This is a genomic window from Amycolatopsis sp. YIM 10 (genome assembly GCF_009429145.1).
In the GTDB taxonomy this organism is placed as follows: domain Bacteria; phylum Actinomycetota; class Actinomycetes; order Mycobacteriales; family Pseudonocardiaceae; genus Amycolatopsis.
In genome coordinates this window covers 2,048,035-2,068,637 of sequence record NZ_CP045480.1, presented here as the reverse complement: position 1 = coordinate 2,068,637, position 20,603 = coordinate 2,048,035, and the positions used below count along the sequence as shown (strand labels likewise).

The 20,603-nt window shown below is 71.1% G+C and carries 22 protein-coding genes and 1 pseudogene; 9 read left to right on the top strand and 14 right to left on the bottom strand.

Features of this window, described 5'->3' with window-relative positions; genetic code table 11:
* Positions 1-109 precede the first annotated feature (109 nt).
* On the top strand, positions 110-802 hold the full coding sequence (locus tag YIM_RS10280) for a GntR family transcriptional regulator (protein ID WP_228004660.1): 693 nt from the start codon (positions 110-112) through the stop codon (positions 800-802).
* Positions 803-1,069: 267 nt separating this feature from the next.
* Positions 1,070-1,951, top strand: a pseudogene (locus tag YIM_RS10275) (IS5 family transposase).
* 55 nt (positions 1,952-2,006) lie between these two features.
* Here the strand turns inward: YIM_RS10275 and YIM_RS10270 are convergent.
* The 3 genes from YIM_RS10270 to YIM_RS10260 all read right to left on the bottom strand — a co-directional run bounded on the left by YIM_RS10270 (position 2,007) and on the right by YIM_RS10260 (position 4,669).
* A complete protein-coding gene (locus YIM_RS10270) occupies positions 2,007-2,687 on the bottom strand; it encodes a response regulator transcription factor (RefSeq protein ID WP_153030131.1) in 681 nt (226 codons plus the stop codon).
* A complete protein-coding gene (locus YIM_RS10265; RefSeq protein ID WP_153030130.1) occupies positions 2,684-3,310 on the bottom strand; it encodes a sensor histidine kinase KdpD in 627 nt (208 codons plus the stop codon). The genes YIM_RS10270 and YIM_RS10265 overlap by 4 nt, the downstream gene beginning before the upstream one ends.
* Positions 3,311-3,505: 195 nt before the next feature.
* Complete coding sequence (locus YIM_RS10260) at positions 3,506-4,669, bottom strand: erythromycin esterase family protein (RefSeq protein WP_153036894.1); 1,164 nt, start codon at positions 4,667-4,669, stop codon at positions 3,506-3,508.
* A 58-nt stretch (positions 4,670-4,727) separates the two neighbouring features.
* Here YIM_RS10260 and YIM_RS10255 point away from each other — a divergent pair, with 58 nt between their 5' ends.
* Positions 4,728-5,333: a TetR/AcrR family transcriptional regulator gene (locus tag YIM_RS10255; protein ID WP_153030129.1), complete on the top strand. Its 606-nt coding sequence runs from the start codon at positions 4,728-4,730 to the stop codon at positions 5,331-5,333.
* Between the two features lie 13 nt (positions 5,334-5,346).
* Here YIM_RS10255 and recG read toward each other — a convergent pair whose 3' ends face one another.
* Positions 5,347-7,506 carry an ATP-dependent DNA helicase RecG gene (gene recG / locus YIM_RS10250; protein ID WP_153030128.1) on the bottom strand — a complete coding sequence of 720 codons (2,160 nt, stop codon included), beginning with the start codon at positions 7,504-7,506 and terminating at the stop codon, positions 5,347-5,349.
* Between the two features lie 5 nt (positions 7,507-7,511).
* Positions 7,512-9,095, bottom strand: a complete 1,584-nt coding sequence (locus tag YIM_RS10245; protein ID WP_153030127.1) for a DAK2 domain-containing protein — start codon at positions 9,093-9,095, stop codon at positions 7,512-7,514.
* A 139-nt stretch (positions 9,096-9,234) separates the two neighbouring features.
* Here YIM_RS10245 and rpmB point away from each other — a divergent pair, with 139 nt between their 5' ends.
* Positions 9,235-9,426 carry a 50S ribosomal protein L28 gene (gene rpmB, locus YIM_RS10240; protein WP_153030126.1) on the top strand — a complete coding sequence of 64 codons (192 nt, stop codon included), beginning with the start codon at positions 9,235-9,237 and terminating at the stop codon, positions 9,424-9,426.
* Between the two features lie 139 nt (positions 9,427-9,565).
* On the opposite strand, the gene YIM_RS10235 is transcribed toward rpmB, so the two are convergent.
* Genes YIM_RS10235 through YIM_RS10220 form a run of 4 tightly spaced genes read right to left on the bottom strand, consistent with a single transcriptional unit; the run spans position 9,566 to position 12,283 of the window.
* Positions 9,566-10,243, bottom strand: a complete 678-nt coding sequence (locus YIM_RS10235; RefSeq protein ID WP_153030125.1) for a uracil-DNA glycosylase — start codon at positions 10,241-10,243, stop codon at positions 9,566-9,568.
* Between the two features lie 45 nt (positions 10,244-10,288).
* The gene (locus tag YIM_RS10230; protein WP_153030124.1) at positions 10,289-10,810 is read right to left on the bottom strand and encodes a gamma carbonic anhydrase family protein; all 522 of its coding nucleotides are present in this window, start codon (positions 10,808-10,810) and stop codon (positions 10,289-10,291) included.
* A gap of 11 nt (positions 10,811-10,821) precedes the next feature.
* Positions 10,822-11,298: a GNAT family N-acetyltransferase gene (locus YIM_RS10225; RefSeq protein WP_153036893.1), complete on the bottom strand. Its 477-nt coding sequence runs from the start codon at positions 11,296-11,298 to the stop codon at positions 10,822-10,824.
* A gap of 10 nt (positions 11,299-11,308) precedes the next feature.
* The gene (locus YIM_RS10220) at positions 11,309-12,283 is read right to left on the bottom strand and encodes a thiamine-phosphate kinase (protein WP_153030123.1); all 975 of its coding nucleotides are present in this window, start codon (positions 12,281-12,283) and stop codon (positions 11,309-11,311) included.
* Between the two features lie 110 nt (positions 12,284-12,393).
* Here YIM_RS10220 and YIM_RS10215 point away from each other — a divergent pair, with 110 nt between their 5' ends.
* The 3 genes from YIM_RS10215 (at position 12,394) to YIM_RS10205 (ending at position 14,246) form a co-directional block, all read left to right on the top strand.
* Complete coding sequence (locus YIM_RS10215) at positions 12,394-12,627, top strand: Lrp/AsnC family transcriptional regulator (protein WP_153036892.1); 234 nt, start codon at positions 12,394-12,396, stop codon at positions 12,625-12,627.
* 19 nt (positions 12,628-12,646) lie between these two features.
* Complete coding sequence (locus YIM_RS10210; RefSeq protein ID WP_228004659.1) at positions 12,647-13,210, top strand: DUF3515 domain-containing protein; 564 nt, start codon at positions 12,647-12,649, stop codon at positions 13,208-13,210.
* A gap of 64 nt (positions 13,211-13,274) precedes the next feature.
* The gene (locus YIM_RS10205) at positions 13,275-14,246 is read left to right on the top strand and encodes a right-handed parallel beta-helix repeat-containing protein (RefSeq protein ID WP_153030122.1); all 972 of its coding nucleotides are present in this window, start codon (positions 13,275-13,277) and stop codon (positions 14,244-14,246) included.
* Here the strand turns inward: YIM_RS10205 and YIM_RS10200 are convergent.
* Both YIM_RS10200 and YIM_RS10195 read right to left on the bottom strand, forming a co-directional pair.
* Positions 14,243-15,334, bottom strand: a complete 1,092-nt coding sequence (locus YIM_RS10200) for a D-alanine--D-alanine ligase family protein (protein WP_153030121.1) — start codon at positions 15,332-15,334, stop codon at positions 14,243-14,245. The two genes, YIM_RS10205 and YIM_RS10200, sit on opposite strands and share 4 nt — an antisense overlap.
* Before the next feature lie 6 nt (positions 15,335-15,340).
* Positions 15,341-16,741: a PLP-dependent aminotransferase family protein gene (locus tag YIM_RS10195; RefSeq protein WP_153030120.1), complete on the bottom strand. Its 1,401-nt coding sequence runs from the start codon at positions 16,739-16,741 to the stop codon at positions 15,341-15,343.
* 68 nt (positions 16,742-16,809) lie between these two features.
* On the opposite strand from YIM_RS10195, the gene YIM_RS10190 reads away from it, so the two are divergent.
* Positions 16,810-17,475, top strand: coding sequence for a pyridoxamine 5'-phosphate oxidase family protein (locus YIM_RS10190; RefSeq protein ID WP_153030119.1), 666 nt, complete (start codon positions 16,810-16,812; stop codon positions 17,473-17,475).
* Here YIM_RS10190 and YIM_RS10185 read toward each other — a convergent pair.
* The 3 genes from YIM_RS10185 to YIM_RS10175 all read right to left on the bottom strand — a co-directional run bounded on the left by YIM_RS10185 (position 17,430) and on the right by YIM_RS10175 (position 19,825).
* Positions 17,430-17,915 carry a cysteine dioxygenase family protein gene (locus YIM_RS10185; RefSeq protein WP_153030118.1) on the bottom strand — a complete coding sequence of 162 codons (486 nt, stop codon included), beginning with the start codon at positions 17,913-17,915 and terminating at the stop codon, positions 17,430-17,432. The two genes, YIM_RS10190 and YIM_RS10185, sit on opposite strands and share 46 nt — an antisense overlap.
* Before the next feature lie 193 nt (positions 17,916-18,108).
* A complete protein-coding gene (locus tag YIM_RS10180) occupies positions 18,109-19,119 on the bottom strand; it encodes an NAD(P)H-dependent glycerol-3-phosphate dehydrogenase (RefSeq protein WP_153030117.1) in 1,011 nt (336 codons plus the stop codon).
* 7 nt (positions 19,120-19,126) lie between these two features.
* Positions 19,127-19,825, bottom strand: a complete 699-nt coding sequence (locus YIM_RS10175) for a 1-acyl-sn-glycerol-3-phosphate acyltransferase (RefSeq protein WP_153030116.1) — start codon at positions 19,823-19,825, stop codon at positions 19,127-19,129.
* Between the two features lie 125 nt (positions 19,826-19,950).
* Here YIM_RS10175 and cofC point away from each other — a divergent pair, with 125 nt between their 5' ends.
* Positions 19,951-20,568, top strand: coding sequence for a 2-phospho-L-lactate guanylyltransferase (gene cofC, locus YIM_RS10170; protein WP_153036890.1), 618 nt, complete (start codon positions 19,951-19,953; stop codon positions 20,566-20,568).
* Positions 20,569-20,603: the final 35 nt, after the last annotated feature.

Below are 20,603 nucleotides of genomic sequence, written 5' to 3'. Positions count from 1 at the left end.
GCTGCGACACAAGGTAGGCTATTGTTGAACAATCCCACAAGAGGTCGAGAGGATTATCCTCAAGGAGTTTCCGCGTATCGTTCACTGGTACTGCGGTAGGCTGATCCCCGTGGTCATCGCGGACAACAGCGGCACCCCGACGGGCCTGGCCGCTGATCGGGGCCTGCTCGGCCGGACCAGCACGGCCGAGCGAGTGGCGGGCGTGCTGCGCACCCGGATCTCGGAGGGCTTCTTCCTGCCCGGCGCCCGGCTCTCCGAACACGACATCGGCGCGGCGCTCGGCGTCTCGCGGAACACGCTGCGCGAGGCGTTTCGCCTGCTCACGCACGAGCGGCTGCTCTCGCACGAGCTGAACCGCGGTGTTTTCGTCCGGATGCTGAGCCGGGACGACGTGGTCGACCTGTACCGGGTGCGGAAGCTGATCGAATGCGCGGCGGTGCGGAACGCGGTGAAGCCGGACCTGTCCGGCCTGGAACGCGCGGTCGCCGACGGCCTGCTCGCCGAGCGGCGCGAGGGCTGGCGCGATCTCGGTACCGCGAACATCCACTTCCACCAGGCGCTCGCCGCGCTCACCGCGAGCCCGCGCATCGACGAGCTGATGCAGGGCATCTTCGCCGAGCTGCGGCTGGTGTTCCACGTGATGACCAACCCGCGCGAGTTCCACCAGCCGTACCTGCTGCGCAACGACGAGATCCTGGACCTGCTCCGCGCCGGCGACAACCGGCGCGCCGAAGCCGCTCTGGCCAGCTACCTCGACGACGCGGAACGACAGCTGGTCAGCGCCTTCGACGCCGGCTCCTGACCCCGGCCGAGGTGCCCTCGCCACTCCACGGTTCGGCGCGCGAGGCCCGAGCGCTCAGGCACGCCCGGAAGCCGAAGCCTCGCCCCGGCCTGATGCTTCGGCGCGCGGATCCCGAGGCTCAGGCAGGCCCCAAGCCGAAGCGTCGCCCTAGCCTGATGCTTCGGCGCCCTGAATGACGCGGGCCCCGCGTGCCGAATCGTGCGCGAAGCACAGCCGCTAGGGCCCGTCCTCAAAGCTGGTTGCTCTGACGTGCTTTGATCTTGTGTCGTGGTGCGCAGGCATGAGCTGACTGATGAGCAGTGGCAGGCGTTGCAGCCGTTGTTGCCGGTCTCGGGGGCGAAGGGGCGTCCGCGGGTGGATGACCGGCGGGTGATCAACGGGATGTTGTTCAAAGCGAAGACCGGTGTCTCGTGGCGTGATCTGCCGGAGCGGTACGGGCCGTGGAAGACGGTCTACAACCGGTTCTGGCGCTGGTCACGCAACGGCACCCTGACCATGCTGGTGTCCAAGGCGCGGGTGATCGCGGAGGCGATCGACGAGCTGGACCGGGAGGTTTCGGTGGACTCCAGCATCGTGCGCGCCCATCAGCACGCGGCCGGTGCCCGCCGCCGCACCGCAGCGCACACAGGGGGCGAGCGGGTCGTGTGGCGGGCAGACCGAACCAGATGATCATGCTATCGGCCGGTCCCGCGGCGGCCCCTCGACCAAGATTCATCTGGCCTGTGACGGGCACGGCCGCCCGCTCACGACCGTCCTGACCGGCGGGAACACGAACGACTGCACCACGTTCGACACCGTGCTGGCGGGCGTGTGGTTCCCGCCGGCACGACACGGCCGGCTCGCGACGCGGCCGACACGGGTGCTCGCGGACAAGGGCTACTCCAGCAAGTCCATTCGCGCTCACCTGCGCCGCCGCGGCATCCGGGCCACCATCCCCGAACGCCGCGACCAGCGCGCCAACCGAGCCCGCCGCGGTCGAGCCGGAGGCCGCCCACCCGCCTTCGATCCGGTGATCTACAAGCGCCGCAACGTCGTCGAACGCTGCTTCAACCGGCTCAAACAGTTCCGCGCGATCGCCACCCGCTACGACAAACCGCTGTGTCTTACCAAGCCATGATCGACCTGGCCACCCTCACCCTCTGGCTTTGAGGACGGGCCCTAGCTCGCTTTCGGCGCGCAAGTCTCAAACCGCCCGAGGGCGGGCTCAGCCTGCTTCGGCGTCGAAGTGGCGCCGGCGGCGCCGGCGGGGGTGTTGTTCGTCGAGGAGGGAGTAGCGCACGGCCAGCGAGGCCGCTTCCAGGCGCGAGTGCACGCCCAGTTTGCTCAGCAGCGCCTGGATGTGCGTGCGCACCGTCGTCGTGGCGACGCCCAGCCTGGCCACCATCTCACCCGTGCTGAGCCCTTCGACCAGCATTGCCAGGCATTCGCGTTCGCGGGCGGTCAGGTGTGCGGCCAGCCGCATCGCCTCCGCCGAGCCGCGTGAGCGCAGGGCCGAGCGCTCCGACGCCACGTGCACCACCACCTCACCGGCCACCACGCTGCGCAGTGCCGCGGTCAGCGTCGCCACGCCGCAGGTCTTCTGCACGTAACCAGCCGCGCCACCGGCCAGGGCGCGGTGCAGTCCGTCGTCGTCCTGGTCGGCGGTGAGCACCACCACCTTGGTCGCCGGCCTGGCCGCCCGGATCTCGGTGAGCCGGTCCAGCGCGTCTCCGTCGACGAACCGGCGGTCCAGCAGGCACACGTCCGGACGGTGCTTCCGGATCGCGGCCGGGATGTCGGCCATCTTGTCGATCACGCCGAGCACGTCGAACTCGTTCCCGAGCACGCTCGCCAGCGCGTCGGAGAAAAGCACGTGGTCGTCGCAGAGCACGAGGCTGATGTTCATTCCGATCCGCCCTTCGCGTGAACGCCGAACGCCAGCCGCACCCGGGTACCCCCGGAACCAGCGGTCATCACTTGGAACCCGCAGCCACAAGCCTCGGCGAGCCGTTCGACGATGCCCAGTCCGAGCGACGCCCAGCCGGCGGGCCCCGCCCCGAAGCCCGGGCCGTCGTCGGCGACTTCGACGGTGATCACGCCCCGCTCCTCGCCGGCGGACACCTCCACCCGGCCGCCGGGCCCGGCCGCGCGCACGGCGTTGTCGATCAGGTTGGTGACCATCCGCCACAGCAGGGACTCGTCCACCAGCAGCGAAACCGGCTTCCCCGGCAGCAACACCACGGTGGTCTCCCCGGCCAGCGAAACCAGCGAGACGATCTGTTCGAGCACTTCGCGGACGTCCACCACCGCGGTGCGCGGCCGATCACCGGGGCTCATCGCGTGGCGGACCGCGCCGAGCAGCCGGTGCGTCTCCTGCTCTATCGCGTCCACCCGGCGCCGGGTGTCCTCGCGCAGGGACCCGTCCGCGCGGACCGCCTCCACCAGGTACGACAACGTGGCCAGGCTGTGCCCGAGGTCGTGCAGGAACTCCTGCGCCACTGTGGTGGCGCCCCCCGCCGAGCGATCCATGCTTCGCCTCCACCAGTCCCGCTTCTCATACACTCCGATCACTCAGTCGGGTTACTCCGATTGAACGTTGCACAACCCAGGCCGAACACCGGACAGTGGCCGAATATTTATCTACCCAACGTTATAGCGTGCCGTCGCGCACGGTAACCGCCCGGTGGCAGCAATTTTCAGCCGACTGGGGTGAACTGGGGAAATTCAGAACCGGCAGACGCTCTGACGCGGAAAATAGGCCAGCGCGTCGAACGCGGAGGCGATGTCGGCCTGCACGGTCAGGTGCGCGTGCCGAATACCGTGCGGCCGCTCAGGATCGGTCCGCAGCGGTTTGAGGTCGAGCAGTCCCGGCTCGCGCCCGGCGAGCATTTCCTCGATACTGCCCGGCTCCGGCTCGCCGAGTTCCTGCTCGTACAGCTCGAAACCCAGCCGTGCCCCCGATTCGGGCCGCAGTCCGGTGGTGTGCCCGGTGCCGCCGGTCAGCGCGAGCGCGAAGTACTCGTCGCCGAACTCGGCGGCCAGGTGCGCACCGGCCGGCGCGCTGGTCACGCCGGGAATCAGGCTGCTCGGCGTGCGCTGCAGGTGACCGTTGTGCAGCATCAGCACGATTTTGCGGTCCGGCCACACTTCGCGCGCCAGGCGCACGGATTGCGCCATGTAGGCGTCCCGCGACGCGCCCTGCACCGGGGTCGCCACCCCGTTCATCGCGTCGAGGACCTCGCGCAGGTAGGTGTCCAGTCGCAACGCGCCGCGGGCGTGGTGCAGCGCCACCGCGTGCGCCCGGCTGTCCCCGCCGCGGCGCACCACCGGACCGGTGGATTCCAGGTGCGCGACCAGCACCGCCAGCGCGGCGGTCGCCCGGTCACGCTGCTCGTACCGCTGGTAGAGCGCCGGGGCCAGCGCGCTGCTGACCGCCGCGTACGGCTCCGTCGCGGTGATCGCTGTGTCCACAAGGGACAGTGCACCGGGGTCGGCGTCGAGCAGGTACTGGCGCACCGCCCGCAGCGCGGGCATCGGGGATCCGGCGCTGCTCGGCACGTCGAGCCCGGCGTAGCGCAGGTCTCCCCCGGCGGCGTTGTGCTCGCGCATCCAGGTGAGCATCGTGTGCATTTCCGCCGAATCCCCGAGCGAGAAGGTGAATCCATCACGCGCGATTTCGGCGACTTCGCCCGGCGCCCCGTGAATCCACGCGTCGACCAGCCTGCCCTCGGCGAATCCCGATTCGAAGGCGAGCGCGCGGAAGCCGAGTTCGGTGACGAGCAGGCGCAGCACCTGGTCGCGATAAGCGCCGAACTCACGGATGTGGTGGTTGTTCTCGCCGATCGCGACGATGGTCGCGTCACCGATCAGTTCGGCGAGGTCGGACAGTCGGTCGAGAGAGCTCAGTCGTGGCACACTGGGCACACTAACGCAACAGGAGTGGCACTTGTCGACGGAATTGCCCGGCACCCGGCCCGGTGGGCGCACCGAACGCAACCGCGTCGCGGTGCTGCGAGCGACCCTGGACGTACTCGCCGAGACGGGCTATCCCGGGCTCACCGTGGACGCCGTCGCCGAGCGCTCCGGCGTGCACAAGACCACGCTGTACCGGCGCTGGGGCTCAGCCGAAGGACTGGTCGCCGCGGCGCTGCTGTTCGGCATCGAGCACGCGTGGGTGGTGCCGGACACCGGCTCGCTCGAAGGCGACCTCAGCGCGATGAACCGCGAGCTGACCACCTACTTCACCGACCCGGCACTGTCGGCGCTGCCGATGGCCTCGGTGGCGTCGGCCTTCCAGTCCGCCAAGGCCGCCGACGCGCTGCGCGAGTACTACGCCGACCGCCACCGCAACGGCGCGGCGATGGCCGAACGCGCCATCGCCCGCGGCGAGATCCCGGCGGACACCGATCCGGTCGAGGTCATGCGGCAGGCCGCCGCGCCGGTGTTCTACCGGCTGTTCGTCAGCCGGGAACCGGTCGACTTCGCCGTCGCCGACCGGGCCGCCCGCGCCGCCGTGCTGGCCGCGCGGGCCGGAGCGTTCCCCAAGGGCTGAGACTTTCCGGGTATCAGGACTTCTCCAGGTATTCGGCACGGTCGGCGTCGACCACCGAGGCGACCATTCCGGCCAGGCCGGGGTGGCGTTCCAGCGCCGGGTCCTCGGCGACGATCTGCTGCGCGCGCACCCGCGCCTCGGCGATGATCTCCTCGTCGCGCAGCAGGGACAGCAGCTTCAGCCCGGACCGCTTGCCGGACTGCGCCGAGCCGAGGATGTCGCCCTCGCGCCGGATTTCCAGGTCCAGCTGGGAAAGCTCGAAACCGTCCGTTGTGGACTCGACCGCGTCCAGGCGTTCGCGGGTGGTGGTGCCTTCGAGCGCCTCGGTGACCAGCAGGCACAACCCCGGCTTCGAACCACGCCCGACCCGGCCGCGCAGCTGGTGCAGCTGGCTCACGCCGAACCGGTCGGCGTCCATGATCACCATCACCGTGGAGTTCGGCACGTTCACGCCGACCTCGATCACCGTGGTGGCCACCAGCACGTCCACCTTCGCCGCGGCGAAGGCCCGCATCACCGCGTCCTTCTCGTCCGGCGGCATCCGCCCGTGCAGCACCCCGAGCTTCAGTCCCCGCAACGGTCCCGCGGCCAGTTCCTCGGCCACGTCGAGCACCGCGAGCGGCGGCCGCTTGTCGCTCTTGTCCGACGCGGGTTCGTCACCGATGCGCGGGCAGACCACGTAGGCCTGGTTTCCCTTGCGCACGTCCTCGGCGATCCGGCCCCACACCCGGTCGAGCCACTGCGGTTTCTCCGCGACCGGCACCACGGTGGTCGAGATCGGCGAGCGCCCGGCGGGCATGTCGCGCAGCGAAGCCACTTCCAGGTCGCCGTAGACCGTCATCGCGACGGTGCGCGGGATCGGCGTCGCGGTCATCACCAGCACGTGCGGGCTGGTCCCGTCGGACCCGCGCGAGCGCAACGCGTCCCGCTGCTCCACGCCGAACCGGTGCTGCTCGTCGACCACCACAAAACCCAGGTCGGCGAAGGACACCGTGTCCTGGATGAGCGCGTGCGTGCCGACCACGATGCCCGCCGCGCCGCTCGCCGCGTCCAGCAGTGCCTGCTTGCGTTCCTTGGCGGGCAGGGAACCGGTGAGCAGGGTGATCTTGGTGGCGTTCTCCGCCGCACCCAGTTCCCCGGCCTGACCGAGGTCGCCGAGCATCTCGCGCAACGAGCGCGCGTGCTGCGCGGCCAGCACCTCGGTCGGCGCGAGCATCGCGGCCTGCCGCCCGGCGTCGACCGCCTGCAGCATCGCCCGCAGCGCGACGATCGTCTTGCCGCTGCCGACCTCACCCTGCAGCAACAGGTTCATCGGGTGCTCGACCGAGAGCGCCTCGGCGATCTTCGCGCCGACCTCGTGCTGCCCCGGCGTCAGCTCGAACGGCAGCCGCTGGTCGAAGGCTTCGAGCAGGCCACCCGCCTTCGCCGCGCAGACCGGCGCGGGCCGCGAAACCGTGGAATACCGCCGCTGCGCGAAGATCAGCTGGACGGACATCGCCTCGTCCCACTTGAGCCGCCGCTTCGCCGACTCCAGCCGCGGCCAGCTCTCCGGGCGGTGGATCTGGCGCAGCGCGTCGTGCAGGGACTCCAGCTTCTTCTCGGCGAGCAGCTCGCGCGGCATGGGATCCGCGTCGCCGTCGTCGTCCAGGGTGTCCAGCACCTGGCGCACCGCCCGCGCGATCGCCCACGACTGGATGCCCTGCGCCGCCGGGTAGACCGGCATGATGCCGAGGAACTCGTCCATCACGGACTCGTTCAGGTCGTCACCTTCGAGCAGCTCGTACTCGGGATTGGCCAGCTGCAGGTTGTTGCGGAAGGCGGTCACCTTGCCGGCGAACAGGCCGGTCTTGTTGAGCTTCAGCTCGCGCTCGCGGAAGGCCTGGTTGAAGAAGGCCAGCTGCAGCTTCCGGCGGCCGTCGGTGATGGTGACCTCGAGAATGTTGCCGGCGCGGGACTTCATCGAGCGCCGCTGCACCTTCTCGATCCTGGCCATCACGGTGACGTGCTCACCGATCTCCAGCCCGCCGATGTCGGTCAGCGAACCGCGCTCGTCGTACCGGCGCGGGTAGTGCCGCAGCAGGTCGGCGACGGTTTCGATGCCCAGCGAACCGGCCAGCGCCTTGGCCGTCTTCGCGCCGAGCAACGGCGTCAGCTTGTCGTCAAGGACGGTCATCTTCCCTACTCCACCCCGATCAGCAGCACGGCGTCGGTCTGCCGTCCGGAATAGCACACCAGTTCGACCTCCGGGTGCTCGCCCCGCAGCCAGTCGGTGAGCACCTCCTCGATGCCGGACGGCGCGCCCACCCCGGTGACCACGGTGACCAGCTCACCGCCCGGCCCGAGCAGCCTGGCCAGCACGGTGATCGCCGCCTCCAGCAGGTTCGCCTCGCCGGCCGGTGCCGGTTCGATCCGCACCACCTCGCCGTCGACCAGGCCCAGCACGTCACCCGCCTGCGCGCGGCCGACCACCGACAGCGCCTCACCACCGGCGACGAGCACCTCACCGCGGCGGGTCGCGGCGGCGGCCTCGGCCATCGCCACCACGTCGTCGTTGGTGCGGCGGGCCGGATCGTGCACGGCCAGCGCGGCCAGCACCTGCACCGGCGACGCACACGGGATGACCACCACGTCGCGATCACCGGCCATGGCGTGCCCGGCGGCGGTGTCCGCGGCCGTGGTCAGCTCCGGACCGCCGGGCAGCACGGTGACGTGGTTGCCGGTGGTCTCGGTGATCAGCCCGAGCATCTCCTCCACGCTCGGAACGGCACCAGCGGGCACCGACAGGACTTCGATGTTCTCCGCGCGGATGACCTCGGCCAGCCCGTCGCCGTGCACCACCGCGACCACCGTGCGATCGAGCCCGCCGCCCGGTTCCAGCGGCGCGGGCGTGACCAGCGGCTCGACCCGGATCCGGCGCGGGCGGCCCGCGTCCAGCGCGGCTTCGATGGCGGCCCCGATGTCGGCGCAGTGCACGTGGACCGCGTGCGACCCGGCGCCGTCGGCGGCCACGGTGACGCTGTCGCCGAGCCCGCTGAGCGCCTTGCGCAGCACCGGCAGCGCGGCCTCGTCGGCGCCTTCGAGCAGGAACATCACCTCCCACGCGTAGAGCGAGGGCTCACCGTGGGAATGTGCGACGAGCGGGTGGTGGTGGGCGTGCTCGTCACCGGTGATCACGTCGAGCAGGGCGTCCAGCACGGCCACCACCCCGCGCCCGCCCGCGTCCACCACACCCGCGCGCGCGAGCACGGGCAGCTGCTGCGGGGTCTGCTCCAGCGCCGCGGCGGCGGCTTCGGCGGCGGTGCGCGCGACCTCCGCCAGGTCGGCGGTCGAGCCGGAGACCGCGGCGGCGACCGCGTGCAGCACGCTCAGCATGGTGCCCGCGACCGGGCGGGCGACCGCGCCGGTGGCCACCTCGTCGGCGTGCCCCAGCGCCTCGGCCAGCGCCGGGCCGTCGACCGGGCGGTCCGCCAGCGCCTCCGCGAGGCCGCGCAGCACCTGCGACAGGATCACCCCGGAATTGCCCTTCGCGGCCGCGACGGCGCCCTTGGCCAGCGTCGCCAGCGCCGCGCCCGCGCTCGCCGGGGCGGGCTCGCCGTGCAGCGCGTGCCAGGCGCCGGAGACGGTGTGGTGCAGGTTCGACCCGGTGTCGGAGTCCGCCACCGGGTACACGTTGATGCCGTTGATCTCCGGTCGCAGCGCGTCCAGGCTGTGCACGCAGGCCGAGGCCCAGCGCCCCACCGCGGCGGCGTCCAACTCGCGCACCCGTTCCTCCTCCTGACCTGGTCCGGGCGAGGGTAGCGACCCCATTCGGCCCGCCTCGGAACATACTGGTTACTATGGTCGAGTTGCCCGGCCGCCGTGCCGGGCGTGATTCGTCTTCGAAGATCCAAAGGAGTTCGACGTGGCTGCCGTGTGCGACGTCTGTGGCAAGGGACCCGGCTTCGGTAAGTCGGTCTCACACTCCCACCGGCGGACCAGTCGCCGGTGGAACCCGAACATCCAGACCGTGCACGCCAAGATCGGTCTGTCCCAGCGCAAGCGCCTGAACGTGTGCACCTCGTGCATCAAGGCGGGCAAGGTCGTACGCGGCTGAGCTGAGACTCAAGGGTGGCGAGTGCTCGCGTAGAGCGCTCGCCATTTTTGCGTCCCAGGTGTTTTCTGGGGGCCGAGCCCCCAGACCCCGGCCAGGGGGCAAGCCCCCTGGACCCCCAGCCGGGTGCCGGGTGCCGGTGTTACGGGAGCTTCCAGTCGACCGGTTGCGCGCCCTGCTGGACGAGGAGTTCGTTCACCCGGCTGAACGGGCGTGAGCCGAAGAAGCCGTTGTGCGCGGAGAGCGGGCTCGGGTGCACCGACTCCACGCACGGCACCCCGCCCAGCAGCGGCTTGAGCTTGCGGGCGTTGCTGCCCCAGAGAATCGCCACCAGCGGGCCACCGCGTTCGGCCAGTGCCTTGATCGCCTGCTCGGTGACCTCCTCCCAGCCCTTGCCCTGGTGGGAGTTCGGCTTGCCGGGCCGCACCGTGAGGGCGCGGTTGAGCAGCAGCACGCCCTGCTCGGTCCACGGCGTCAGGTCCCCGTTGGACGGCAGCGGGTGGCCGAGGTCCTCGGCGTACTCCTTGTAGATGTTCACCAGGCTCTTCGGCAGCGGCCGGACCTCCGGCGCGACGGCGAAGGACAGCCCGATGGCGTGCCCCGGCGTCGGGTACGGGTCCTGGCCGACAACGAGCACGCGTACCCCGTCGAACGGTTGCTTGAACGCCCGCAGGACGTTCTCCCCCGCCGGGAGGTAGGTGCGGCCGGCGGCGATCTCCGCGCGGAGGAACTCGCCCATCCTGGCGATGTTGCCCTCCACCGGAGCGAGGGCCTTCGCCCAGCCTGCTTCGACGATCTCGTGCAGCGGTCGTGCGGTCACGGCGGGCGACTCTATCGCCTGCGTCACACCATCGGGTCGGCGACCTCAGCTAAGCAAACGGAGTTCCGTGCGGAACCGCTCCGCGCGGCCGACATAGCCGGCGACCACGGCTTCGATCATCTCCGGCCCGAACGACTTGTTCTCCCGCATCTTGGCAGGCACGCCCAGCGCGATCTCGCCGGAAGCCACCTTCGAGCCGTACGACAGCACGGCTCCCGCGCCGACCATGCCGCCGTCCTCGATCTCGCTGCCGTTCAGCACCACGCTGCCCGAGGCGATCAGGCAGCCGGTGCCGATCACCGCGCCTTCCACGTGCACCGAATGCCCCATCGCGGACGACGGCCCGAGCACCGTCGGGTGCTGCCCGGTGCAGTGGATCACGCAGCCGTCCTGCACGTTGGACCGCTCGCCGATCTCGATGTAGCCGTTGTCCCCGCGCAGCACCGACTGCGGCCACACCGAGGCGAACGCGCGGATCCGGACGTCCCCGATCAGGGTCGCGTCCGGGTGCACGTAGGCGTCGGGATGGATGTCGGGCACCAGGTCGCCGAGTGCGTAGATCGCCACGCCGTCCTCCTTCAGGCGGTGAGCAACTTGCCGAAGTACCGGCTCCGCGGATCCTCGGCGTAATGGCCGAAACCGTCCATTTCCAGGTAGCCGCTCGACCGGTACAGCTCGATCGCCTCCGGCTGCTCGGTGCCGGTCTCCAGCACCATCCGCCGCCGCCCGGCGGCCAGCGCGGTGCGCTCCAGCTCGGCGAGCATGACCCGCGCCAGCCCACGACCCCGCGCGGCGGCGACCACGAACATGCGCTTGATCTCCGCGTCACCGTCGCGCAGCGGACCGCCATCGGCCGAACGCGCACGCCAGGCCCCGGTCGCCACCGGGTTCCCGTCGAGATAGCCGACCATGAACAGACCGGCGGGCGGGGCGAACTCCTCCGGACGCGCCGGGCCCTCGTCCGGGGTCCCGTACCGCTCCAGGTACTCCTGCTGCACCTCCGCGATCAGCTTCTGCGCGTCGGGATCGTCGTAGGCAGTCACACGGATCTCCACCATCCGCACCTTAACTGGTCTTCCAGTGCTCCCAACCGGTTTCTTCGGTCACATGCGGCTTGCCGTCCACGGTCACGCCGGACTCCGGCATGGTCACCGCGCCGATCCGGCGCCATCCGGCCGGCAGGTCGGCGTGCGGTGGGAAGGTGGCCACGAGCGCGTGGTCCTCGCCGCCGGTGAGCACCCACTGCCGCGCGTCGGCGCCGAGCGCGGCCGCCACCTCCTGCAGCCGCTGGTCCGGCTGGAGCGCTTCGGTGCGCACGTCGATGCCGACCCCGGACGCCTTCGCGATGTGCCCGAGGTCGGACAGCAGGCCGTCGGAGACGTCGATCATCGAGGTGGCCCCCGCCGACGCCGCGGCGGGCCCGGCCGCGTACGGCGGCTCGGGGTAGCGGTGGGCGTTGACCACACCGACCGGCGACCGGAAACCGCGGCCGAGCACCATCAGCCCGGACGCCGCCCAGCCCAGCCGCCCGCACACGGCGACCACGTCACCGGGCCGGGCGCCCGACCTGGTCACCGGCGGCAGCCCGTTGAGATCACCCAGCGCGGTGATGCTCACCACAAGGGTGTCCGACCGGACCACGTCCCCGCCGACCACGCCGATCCCGGCGCGCTCGGCCTCGGTCCACATTCCCTCGGTGATCCCGGTGATCACCGAGGCCGGGGTGTCGCCAGGGCAGGCGAACCCCACCAGCACGGCACTGGGCAGCGCGCCCATCGCGGCGATGTCGGCCAGGTTCACCGCCACCGCCTTGCGGCCGACCTGTTCCGGCGTGGACCAGTCCAGCCGGAAGTGCACCCCCTGCACCAGCACGTCGGTGCTGGCCACCACCCGTCCGTCGGGCGCGGCCACCAGCGCGGCGTCGTCCCCCGGCCCGAGCAGCGTGAACGGCGGCTGCTCCCGGCTCTCGGTGAGCGCGCGGATCAGGCCGAACTCACCCGTCTGCGCCACGGTCTGCTCTTCGGATGTGTCCCGCGGCACGCCGTTACCTCCTGACCTCAAATAGTCGGATCCCCTATCGTTCCCTTACTGGGGTACGTTCCTCAGACGTTCCTACCTTGCGCAGCCAGATCCAGACGAAGGGGCACGCCGTGGTCCACGCATACATCCTCATCCAGACCGAGGTCGGCAAGGCCGCGTCCGTCGCGGCGGAGATCTCGGGCATTCCCGGGGTCACCACCTCCGAGGACGTGACCGGGCCCTACGACGTGATCGTCAGGGCCGCCGCGGACAACGTCGACCAGCTCGGGCAGCTGGTGGTCGCCAAGGTGCAGAACGTGGAGGGCATCACCCGCACGCTGACCTGCCCCGTGGTGCACCTCTGACCCGTGCTGTAGTTAGGCCGTGCCCCAGTTCGACACCGACGAGACCGGTGCCCCGCCCCGGCTGCTGCTCGTGATCGCCGCGACCCTGGCGGTCGCGCTCGCCGCCGGGGTGGCGGTTTTCGGCCTGACCACCGGTTCGTCCGACGAGCCCGAACAGGCCGGTGGCACCGGCCCGCTCCCGCTGGTGCCGGTGCCCGCGCCGCAGGCCGCCGCGCCCGACTGCGCCACCCTGCTCGGCGCGCTGCCCGCCGAGCTGACCTCCAACGGCGAGAAGCTGGCCAAGCGCGAGCTGGCCCAGCCCGCTCCCCCGTCGACCGCGGCCTGGGGCGCCGACCCGATCGTGCTGCGTTGTGGTCTGGACCAGCCGGCCGAGCTGACCAGGACGGCGCAGCTGCGGGTGATCAACTCCGTGCAGTGGCTGCCGGTGGCGGTGGAGGGCACCACCACCTGGTTCCTCGCCGATCGCGCCGTCTACGTGGCGCTGACCGTGCCCGACAGCGCCGGAACCGGTCCACTGCAGGAGATCTCCGACGCGATCGCGGGCGCGCTGCCGCCCGTCCCGCTGCGCTTCTCCGACGGTTGACCGGAATAGGAACGCTCATTAGCGTGAGTGTTTCCGCCGCCACGCAGGAGACTCGGAGGGTTCGATGCGTGCAGGCGTCACCGCTGTCGTAGTTGCTTCCGCCGCGTTCGCGGCACTCACCCTGCCCGGCACCGCCTCGGCCGCGGTCATCACCGTGCAGACCGGCGCGGAGCTGAGCAGTGCGCTGTCCGCGGTGAAACCGGGCGACACCATTCAACTGGCCGCGGGCAAGACCTTCACCGGCAACTTCAAGGCGCCGGTCAGCGGCACGGCGAGCGCCAGGATCACCCTGAAGGGCCCGCGTGACGCGGTGCTCAAGGCGTCCGGCGGCCGCGGCCTCGAACTGACCGGCAGCTACTGGAACCTCGAGGGCTTCACCATCACCGGCGGCCAGAAGGGCCTGATGGCGCTGGGCGTGCGGCACACCGTCGTGTCCGGACTGCGGGTGCACCACATCGGCCACGAGGCCATCCACTTCCAGCACGGCAGCACCGACAACGTGGTGCGCGACACGGAAATCAGCGACACCGGCACGCAGACGCCCGACTACGGCGAGGGCATCTACTTCGGCTCCGCGAAGAGCAACTGGCCGGGCGGCACCCCGGATCGCAGTGACCGCAACAAGGCGCTGAACAACAAGATCGGGCCGAACGTGGCCGCCGAGGCGATCGACGTCAAGGAGGGCACCAGCGACGGCGAGCTGTCCGGCAACACCTTCGACGGCACCGGGCAGCAGGGCGCGAACTCGGGTGACAGCTGGGTGGACGTGAAGGGCAACGGCTACCGCGTGACGAACAACAAGGGCAGCAAGGTGTTTGTCACCACCAAGAGCTACGGCGGTTTCGAGGTGCACACGCAGCTGACCGGCTGGGGTGAGAACAACACCTTCGCGAACAACGCCGCGGACGTGCAGTCAGCCGGTGCGTACGGCTTCTACGTCCACAAGAAGGACCTGGGCAACAAGGTCTGCGCCAGCAACACGGTGACCAACGCGGGCAAGGGCTTCAGCAACGTACCCGCCACCGAAGGCTGCTAGCGGAGACCGGTGCCGCGGGCGATCGCGGTGTCGACCAAAGTGGACAGCAGGGTCGGGTAGTCCATCCCGGTCACCGCCCACATCTTCGGATAGGCCGAAGTCGTGGTGAAGCCCGGCATGGTGTTCACCTCGTTGATGGTGAGCGTGCCGTCGGCGCCGACGAAGAAGTCCACCCTGGCCAGTCCCTGGCAGTCCAGCGCGTGGAAGGCGTCGACGGCCATCTCCCGCAGGCGTTCGGTCACCTGGTCGTCCAGCTTCGCCGGGATGTCCAGCTCCGCGGCCTCACCGAGGTACTTGGTTTCGAAGTCGTACCAGGCGCTTTCGTCGGTGGCGAGCACGCGGATCTCGGCCGGCAGCGAGGCTTCGACGCGGCCGTCCGGGAACTCCAGCACCCCGCACTCGATCTCGCGCCCGACCACCGCGGCCTCCACCAGCACCTTGGGATCGGTCTCGCGGGCCAGCGCGATCGCGGCGTCCAGCTGGGACCAGTCGGTCACCTTGCTGATGCCGATCGAGGACCCGGCCCTGGCCGGCTTCACGAACACCGGCAGGCCAAGGCGTTCGCGCTCGGCTTCGGGCAAAGTGGACTGTCCACGCCGGAGCACCGCGTAGTCGCCGCCGGGCAGGCCCTCGGCGGCGAGCAGCTTCTTGGCGAACTCCTTGTCCATCGCGGTGGCGCTGGCGAGCACGCCGGCCCCGACGTAGGGCACGTCCGCCAGTTCCAGCAGGCCCTGGATGGTGCCGTCCTCACCGAAGGCGCCGTGCAGCACCGGGAAGATCACGTCCACCGCGCCGATCGCGTCCACCCCGCCGTCCAAGGACACCAGTTCGCGGTTGGTCCGGTCGCCGGTGAGCACCAGGCTCTGCCCGGCCGAGACCACGGGCAGGCGGTCGCCATCGATCCGCAGCCGCTCCGGGTCGCTCGGGCCGAGCACCCAGCCGCCGTCCCGGGTGATGCCGATGGGCACGATCTCGAACCGCTCGCGGTCCAGGTTCGCCAGCACACTGCCCGCCGAAACGCAGGAGATGGTGTGCTCGGTGCTACGGCCGCCGAACACCACGGCGACCCGCGTCTTGGCTGAGCTCATGAGGCGTCACCCTACCGGGCGCTTGTGGATCACCCCGGGCCGCAGTAGGCCGACCAGCGTCTCCAGCGCGTCGGCCAGCGCTTCGCGGGAACAACCCGAATAGGCGAGCGGGATCCCGTACGCCGTCGGTGTCCCGGCGAAGTGCCGTCCGAGGTGGTCGAGCCGGATGCCCACCGCCTCCGCGGCACGCACCTTGTCGCGTTCCTCGGCCGCCGAGTCCAGCGGGACCATCAGGTGCGCGCCCGCGTCGTCGCCGAGCACCGGGATGCCACCGGCGTACAGCGCGCCGGTCAGCATGGACCGCCGCTCGGACAGTTCGCGCCGCAGTTTCCGCAGGTGACGGCCCAGATCGCCGTGGCGAGCCAGCTCGATCAGCACCCGCTGACCGGCCGGGGACGGCCGCGTGCCGACGCGGTCGCGGTACTCCAGCACCGCGGCGGCCACCTCCGGCGGCGCGACCATCCACCCGGCACCCAGCGTGGGCGTGAGGATCTTGCTGGTGGTGCCCAGGTGGACGACCACGTCCGGGGCGAGCGCGGCGAGCAGCGGCAACGGCGCCACGTCGAAGCGCAGCTCACCGTCGTAGTCGTCCTCGATGAGCAGGAAGTCCTCCGCGCGCGCCCGCTCGACCAGCTGGACCCGCCTGGCCGCGCTCATCCGGCTGCCCATCGGGTACTGGTGCGCGGGCGAGCAGTAGACCGCCCGCAGCCCGCGCGGCACGGCGTCCGGGCGCAGGCCCTCGCCGTCCACCGGCACCGGAACGGTCTTCAGCCCGGCGCTGGTCAGCGCCTGCACGGCCCGCTGGTACCCGGGTTCTTCGACGCCGATCACGTCGCCGGGGCGGAAGATCGCCCCGGCGATCTCGATCACCGCGGCCGTGGTGCCCGCGGTGGCCAGCACGGAGTCCGTTCCGGCGGAGAGCCCGCGGTGGCGGAGCAGGTGCTCGGCGATCACCGCGCGGTAGTCGAACAGCCCGGCGCGGTGTGCCCTGGACAACGGCGGCGCGTCGGCGGCGGCCCGCCAGGCCCGGCGCCAGGCCGCGCGGTCGAGGCCGTCGGCCCACGGCACACCGGGGCTGAGGTCGAGCAGGTCGGGGCGGCCCGGTGCCTCGCCGATGACCAGCCCGCGGGCGGGCCGGTCGCGCGGTGGCGAGGTGGTGACGTAGGTGCCGGAACCGTGGCGGCCGGCGATCCAGCCTTCGGCGTGCAGTTGCTCGTATGCTGCCGAGGTCACCGTCCGGCTCACGCCGAGGCGGTTGGCCAGCGCGCGGGTCGACGGGAGCCGGTCGCCGCCGCGCAGGTGCCCGGTGGCGGCCGACTCGCGCAGTGCGTCGGCGAGCTGGACGGCGAGCGGCGTTCCGCTCCGGCGGTCAAGGCGCACCGGCAGCGCGGTATCGGAATGCGGCAAAGTGGCCTCTTCGAACTCGCTGGCAATTGGCCATTCATGATGCCACTTGCCTGGGTCACGCTGGGGCTATGACCCCATTGTCACCCACTCCACGCAGCACGATCACCCGCAAGAAGGAACGCGGCCGCAGCGACCGCGCCGAGCTGTACGCGGTGCTCGACGAGGGCCTGGTCTGCCACCTCGGCCTGGTGCTCGACGGCTCGCCGGTGGTGCTGCCGACCGGCTACGGCCGCGACGGGGACACGCTCTACCTGCACGGATCCACCGGTTCGCCGAGCATGCGCGCGGCCGCGACCGAGGTGGACATCTGCGTGACGGTCACCCTGCTCGACTCCGTGGTCTACGCGCGTTCGATCAACGACCACTCGATGAACTACCGCAGCGCCGTGGTGCACGGGCGGGCACGCGCGCTCTCCGGGGACGAAAAAATGCACGGGCTGCGCGCGCTCACCGACCACCTCGCGCCCGGCTCGTGGGAACACGCGCGCGACGTGAACGCCAAGGAGTTCGCCGCGGTCTCGGTGCTCGCGCTCGACCTGGCGGAGGCGTCGGTGAAGGTGCGCGACGTGGGCGTGGTCGACGAACCGTCCGATGTGGAGGCAGATATCGCCTGGGCGGGCGTGCTGCCGATCCGGACGTCGTTCGGGCCACCCGAGACCGACCCGAAGTGCTCGGTCCCGGTGCCCGCTCACGTGTCGGAGCGGGTGGGTCCGTCGACGAAGCTGCCGCGGTAGCTGCGCATCGCCCGGCCGCCGGAGCGGTAGACGTGCACGCTGATCGCCGGGTCGCCGCCGGGGTTGTGCACGTGGTGGACGTAGCCGGGGGCGAACACGCGGGACTGCCCGGCGACCAGCGGGTGCACCTCGGTGACCACCCGGCCGTCGGCGGACTTCCGGCTGACGGTCTCGGTCAGCGTGCCGGTGACCACGGTGAACGCCCCGGTCGACTCGACGTGGTCGTGCAGATCGGTCTGCTGGCCGGGCAGCCAGCTCATCAGCCAGATCTCCTGCTCTTCGTCACGGGCGATGAGCGCGGAGAAGCGCTGGTCGGGGTCGTAGCGGAGCAGGTGGCGCCAGCGGTCGCGGTCGTGGGCGTATTCGAGCGCGACACGCACCGGGTGGCGCTGAACAGCGTTCTCGACCAGGGCGACGGTGTTGTCCGGAACGGCGAACATGGGTGTTTTGTCCTTTGTGGGTGTTGGAGCGGCTGGAATGGGGCGACTTCAGCGGCAACAACACGAACACAGCGCGAAGACACGGGGCTGGCCTTGACGGCTGGCTCGCACGTTCGTCTCACGCATCAACACACCACGAAGCGAAGCAGCCCGCCTGGCTCCGGTCAATCGGCTCCCACCCAGTGGGCGGCGGTCAGGACCACTCGTGCTTGCGGGTCCGGCCCAGCAGTTCGGCGCCCAGCCGGCGGGGATCTTCGCCGCCGTGGCACACCCGGTGCATGGCGTCCGTGATCGGCATGTCGACCCCGAGGCCGGACGCGAGTTCCCGGATCGACGTGCAGGACTTCACGCCCTCGGCCACCTGACCGCCGACGGCTTCCTGCGCCTGTGCGACCGACTCACCCCGGCCGAGCCGTTCCCCGAAGGTCCGGTTCCGTGAAAGCGGCGAGGAGCAGGTGGCAACCAGGTCCCCCACTCCGGCCAGCCCGGCGAAGGTCAGCGGGTCGGCGCCCATCTTCGTGCCGAGCCGAGCCATCTCGGCCAGGCCGCGGGTGATCAGCGTCGCCGAGGTGTTGGCGCCGAGGCCGAGCCCGGAGGCCATGCCGCAGCTCAGCGCGATCACGTTCTTGCACGCGCCGCCCAGCTCGCAGCCCACCACGTCGGTGTTCGTGTACGGCCGGAAGTACCCCGTCGAACAGGCGCGCTGCACGGCGATCGCGCGCTCGTGGTCGGCGCACGCGACCACCGCGCCGGCCGGCTGCTCCTGCGCGATCTCCTTGGCCAGGTTCGGCCCGGAGACCACCACCACCTGACCGTCCGGCACCTCGGCGATCTCGGTGATCACCTCGCTCATCCGCTTCAGCGTGCCCAGCTCGACGCCCTTGGCCAGGCTGACCAGGATCGCGTCGGCGGGCAGCAGGCCGCGCCAGGCGGTCAGGTTCGCGCGCAGGCTCTGGCTCGGCACGGCCAGCACCACCGCCTCGGCCCCGTCGAGCGCCTCGGCCGGGTCGGCGGTGGCGGTGATCCGCGACGGCAGCGCCACCCCCGGCAGGTAACGGCCGTTGGTCCCGGAGTCGGTGATCTCGGCCGCGACCTCCGGACGGCGCGCCCACACCGTCACGTCGCGCCCGGCGTCGCCGAGCACCTTGGCGAAGGTGGTGCCCCACGAACCGGCACCGAGCACGGTGACCCGCTGGATGTCCATACCGGCCTCAGTCCTCGTCGGGACGCGTGGCGGGCGGCTGCTCGCCGCGCACCTCGGCCAGCAGCTTGGTCACCTCGTCCATCATCACGTCGGTGACCTCGCGCAGCACCTTCGCACCCAGCGGGCGGTCGCGGTAGGCCGACAGGTCGATCGGCTCCCCCACCGAGTGGATCACCCGCTTGCGCGGGAACGGCCGGAACTTCCTGGTGTAGCCGTTGAGGATCTCGTGCGTGCCCCAGCGCGCGATCGGGATCACCGGCACGTCGTTCTCCATGGCCAGCCGCGCCGCCCCGGTGTAGGACCGCTTCGGCCAGACCGCCGGGTCCCTGGTGATCGTGCCCTCGGGATAGATCACCACCACCTTGCCCTCGCGCAGCGCCTGGTGCGCCGCGCGCAGGCTGTCGCCGGCACTGGACGAACCGCGGTAGACCGGGATGCCGCCGGAGCCGATCAGGATCTTGCCGAGCAGCGGGGTGCGGGTCAGGCTCTCCTTCGCCATGAACCGCGGCACGCGCTTGCTGCGGTGCACCAGCACGGCGTCGACCACCGGATCGAGGTGGGAGATGTGGTTGAGCACCAGCAGCGCGCCCCCGGTGCGGGGGATGCGCTCGGTGTGCCGGTAGTCCCGCCTGCCGAGCAGGGTCAGCGGGTAGAACAGCGCCGCGGCGGTCCCCACCCAGAAACCGCCCTTTTCCCGATCGGCCAAAACTCCTCCTCGCTCCGGTACTCCCCGCTGATCCTCCCTCCCGCCACGTCACAGAGGTAGGGCGGGTCGGGGCAGTCAGGGGTAGAAAGGAGGGCGTGGCTCGCGAGGTGGACCTGATCGTCCCGATGAAACCGCCCAGCCTGGGCAAGTCCCGGCTCCGCGGTGCGCTTGACGACATCCACGACCAGGACACGCACACCGAGCTGGTGCTCTCGCTCGCCGCCGACACGCTGGCGGCGGCGACCGCGGCGAACGGCGTCCGCCGGGTGCTGGTGGTGGCCGCCGAACCGGCCGCGCTGACCGCGCTGCACCGCCTCGGCGTCGAGATCGTCGGTGACGCGGGCGCGCGGGGGCTCAACAACGCGCTGCGCCGGGGCGAGGCGATCCTGCGCCGGGCCGATCCCGGCGGAGTGGTCGCCGCGCTGCAGGCCGATCTCCCCGCGCTCCGGCCGGACGAGCTGGCGATGGCGCTGGGTGCCGCGGCCGACCGGCGCGCCTTCGTCGCCGACCGCCAGGGCACCGGCACGACCCTGCTGGTGGCGGCGCCCGGCGAGCCGCTGGACCCGCGCTTCGGCACCGGTTCCGCGCTGGCGCACACCGCGTCGGGCGCGGTGCCGCTGGACGTGGCCGCACCCTCGCTGCGCAGCGACGTGGACACCGCCGCCGACCTCGCCCACACCAGGAGACTCGGGCTCGGTGAGCGCACCTCGACCCTGCTCGGCGAGGCGTGCTGCCTGAGCTGACCCGAGCTGAGTGGAATTCACCGTGTCGTAGATCG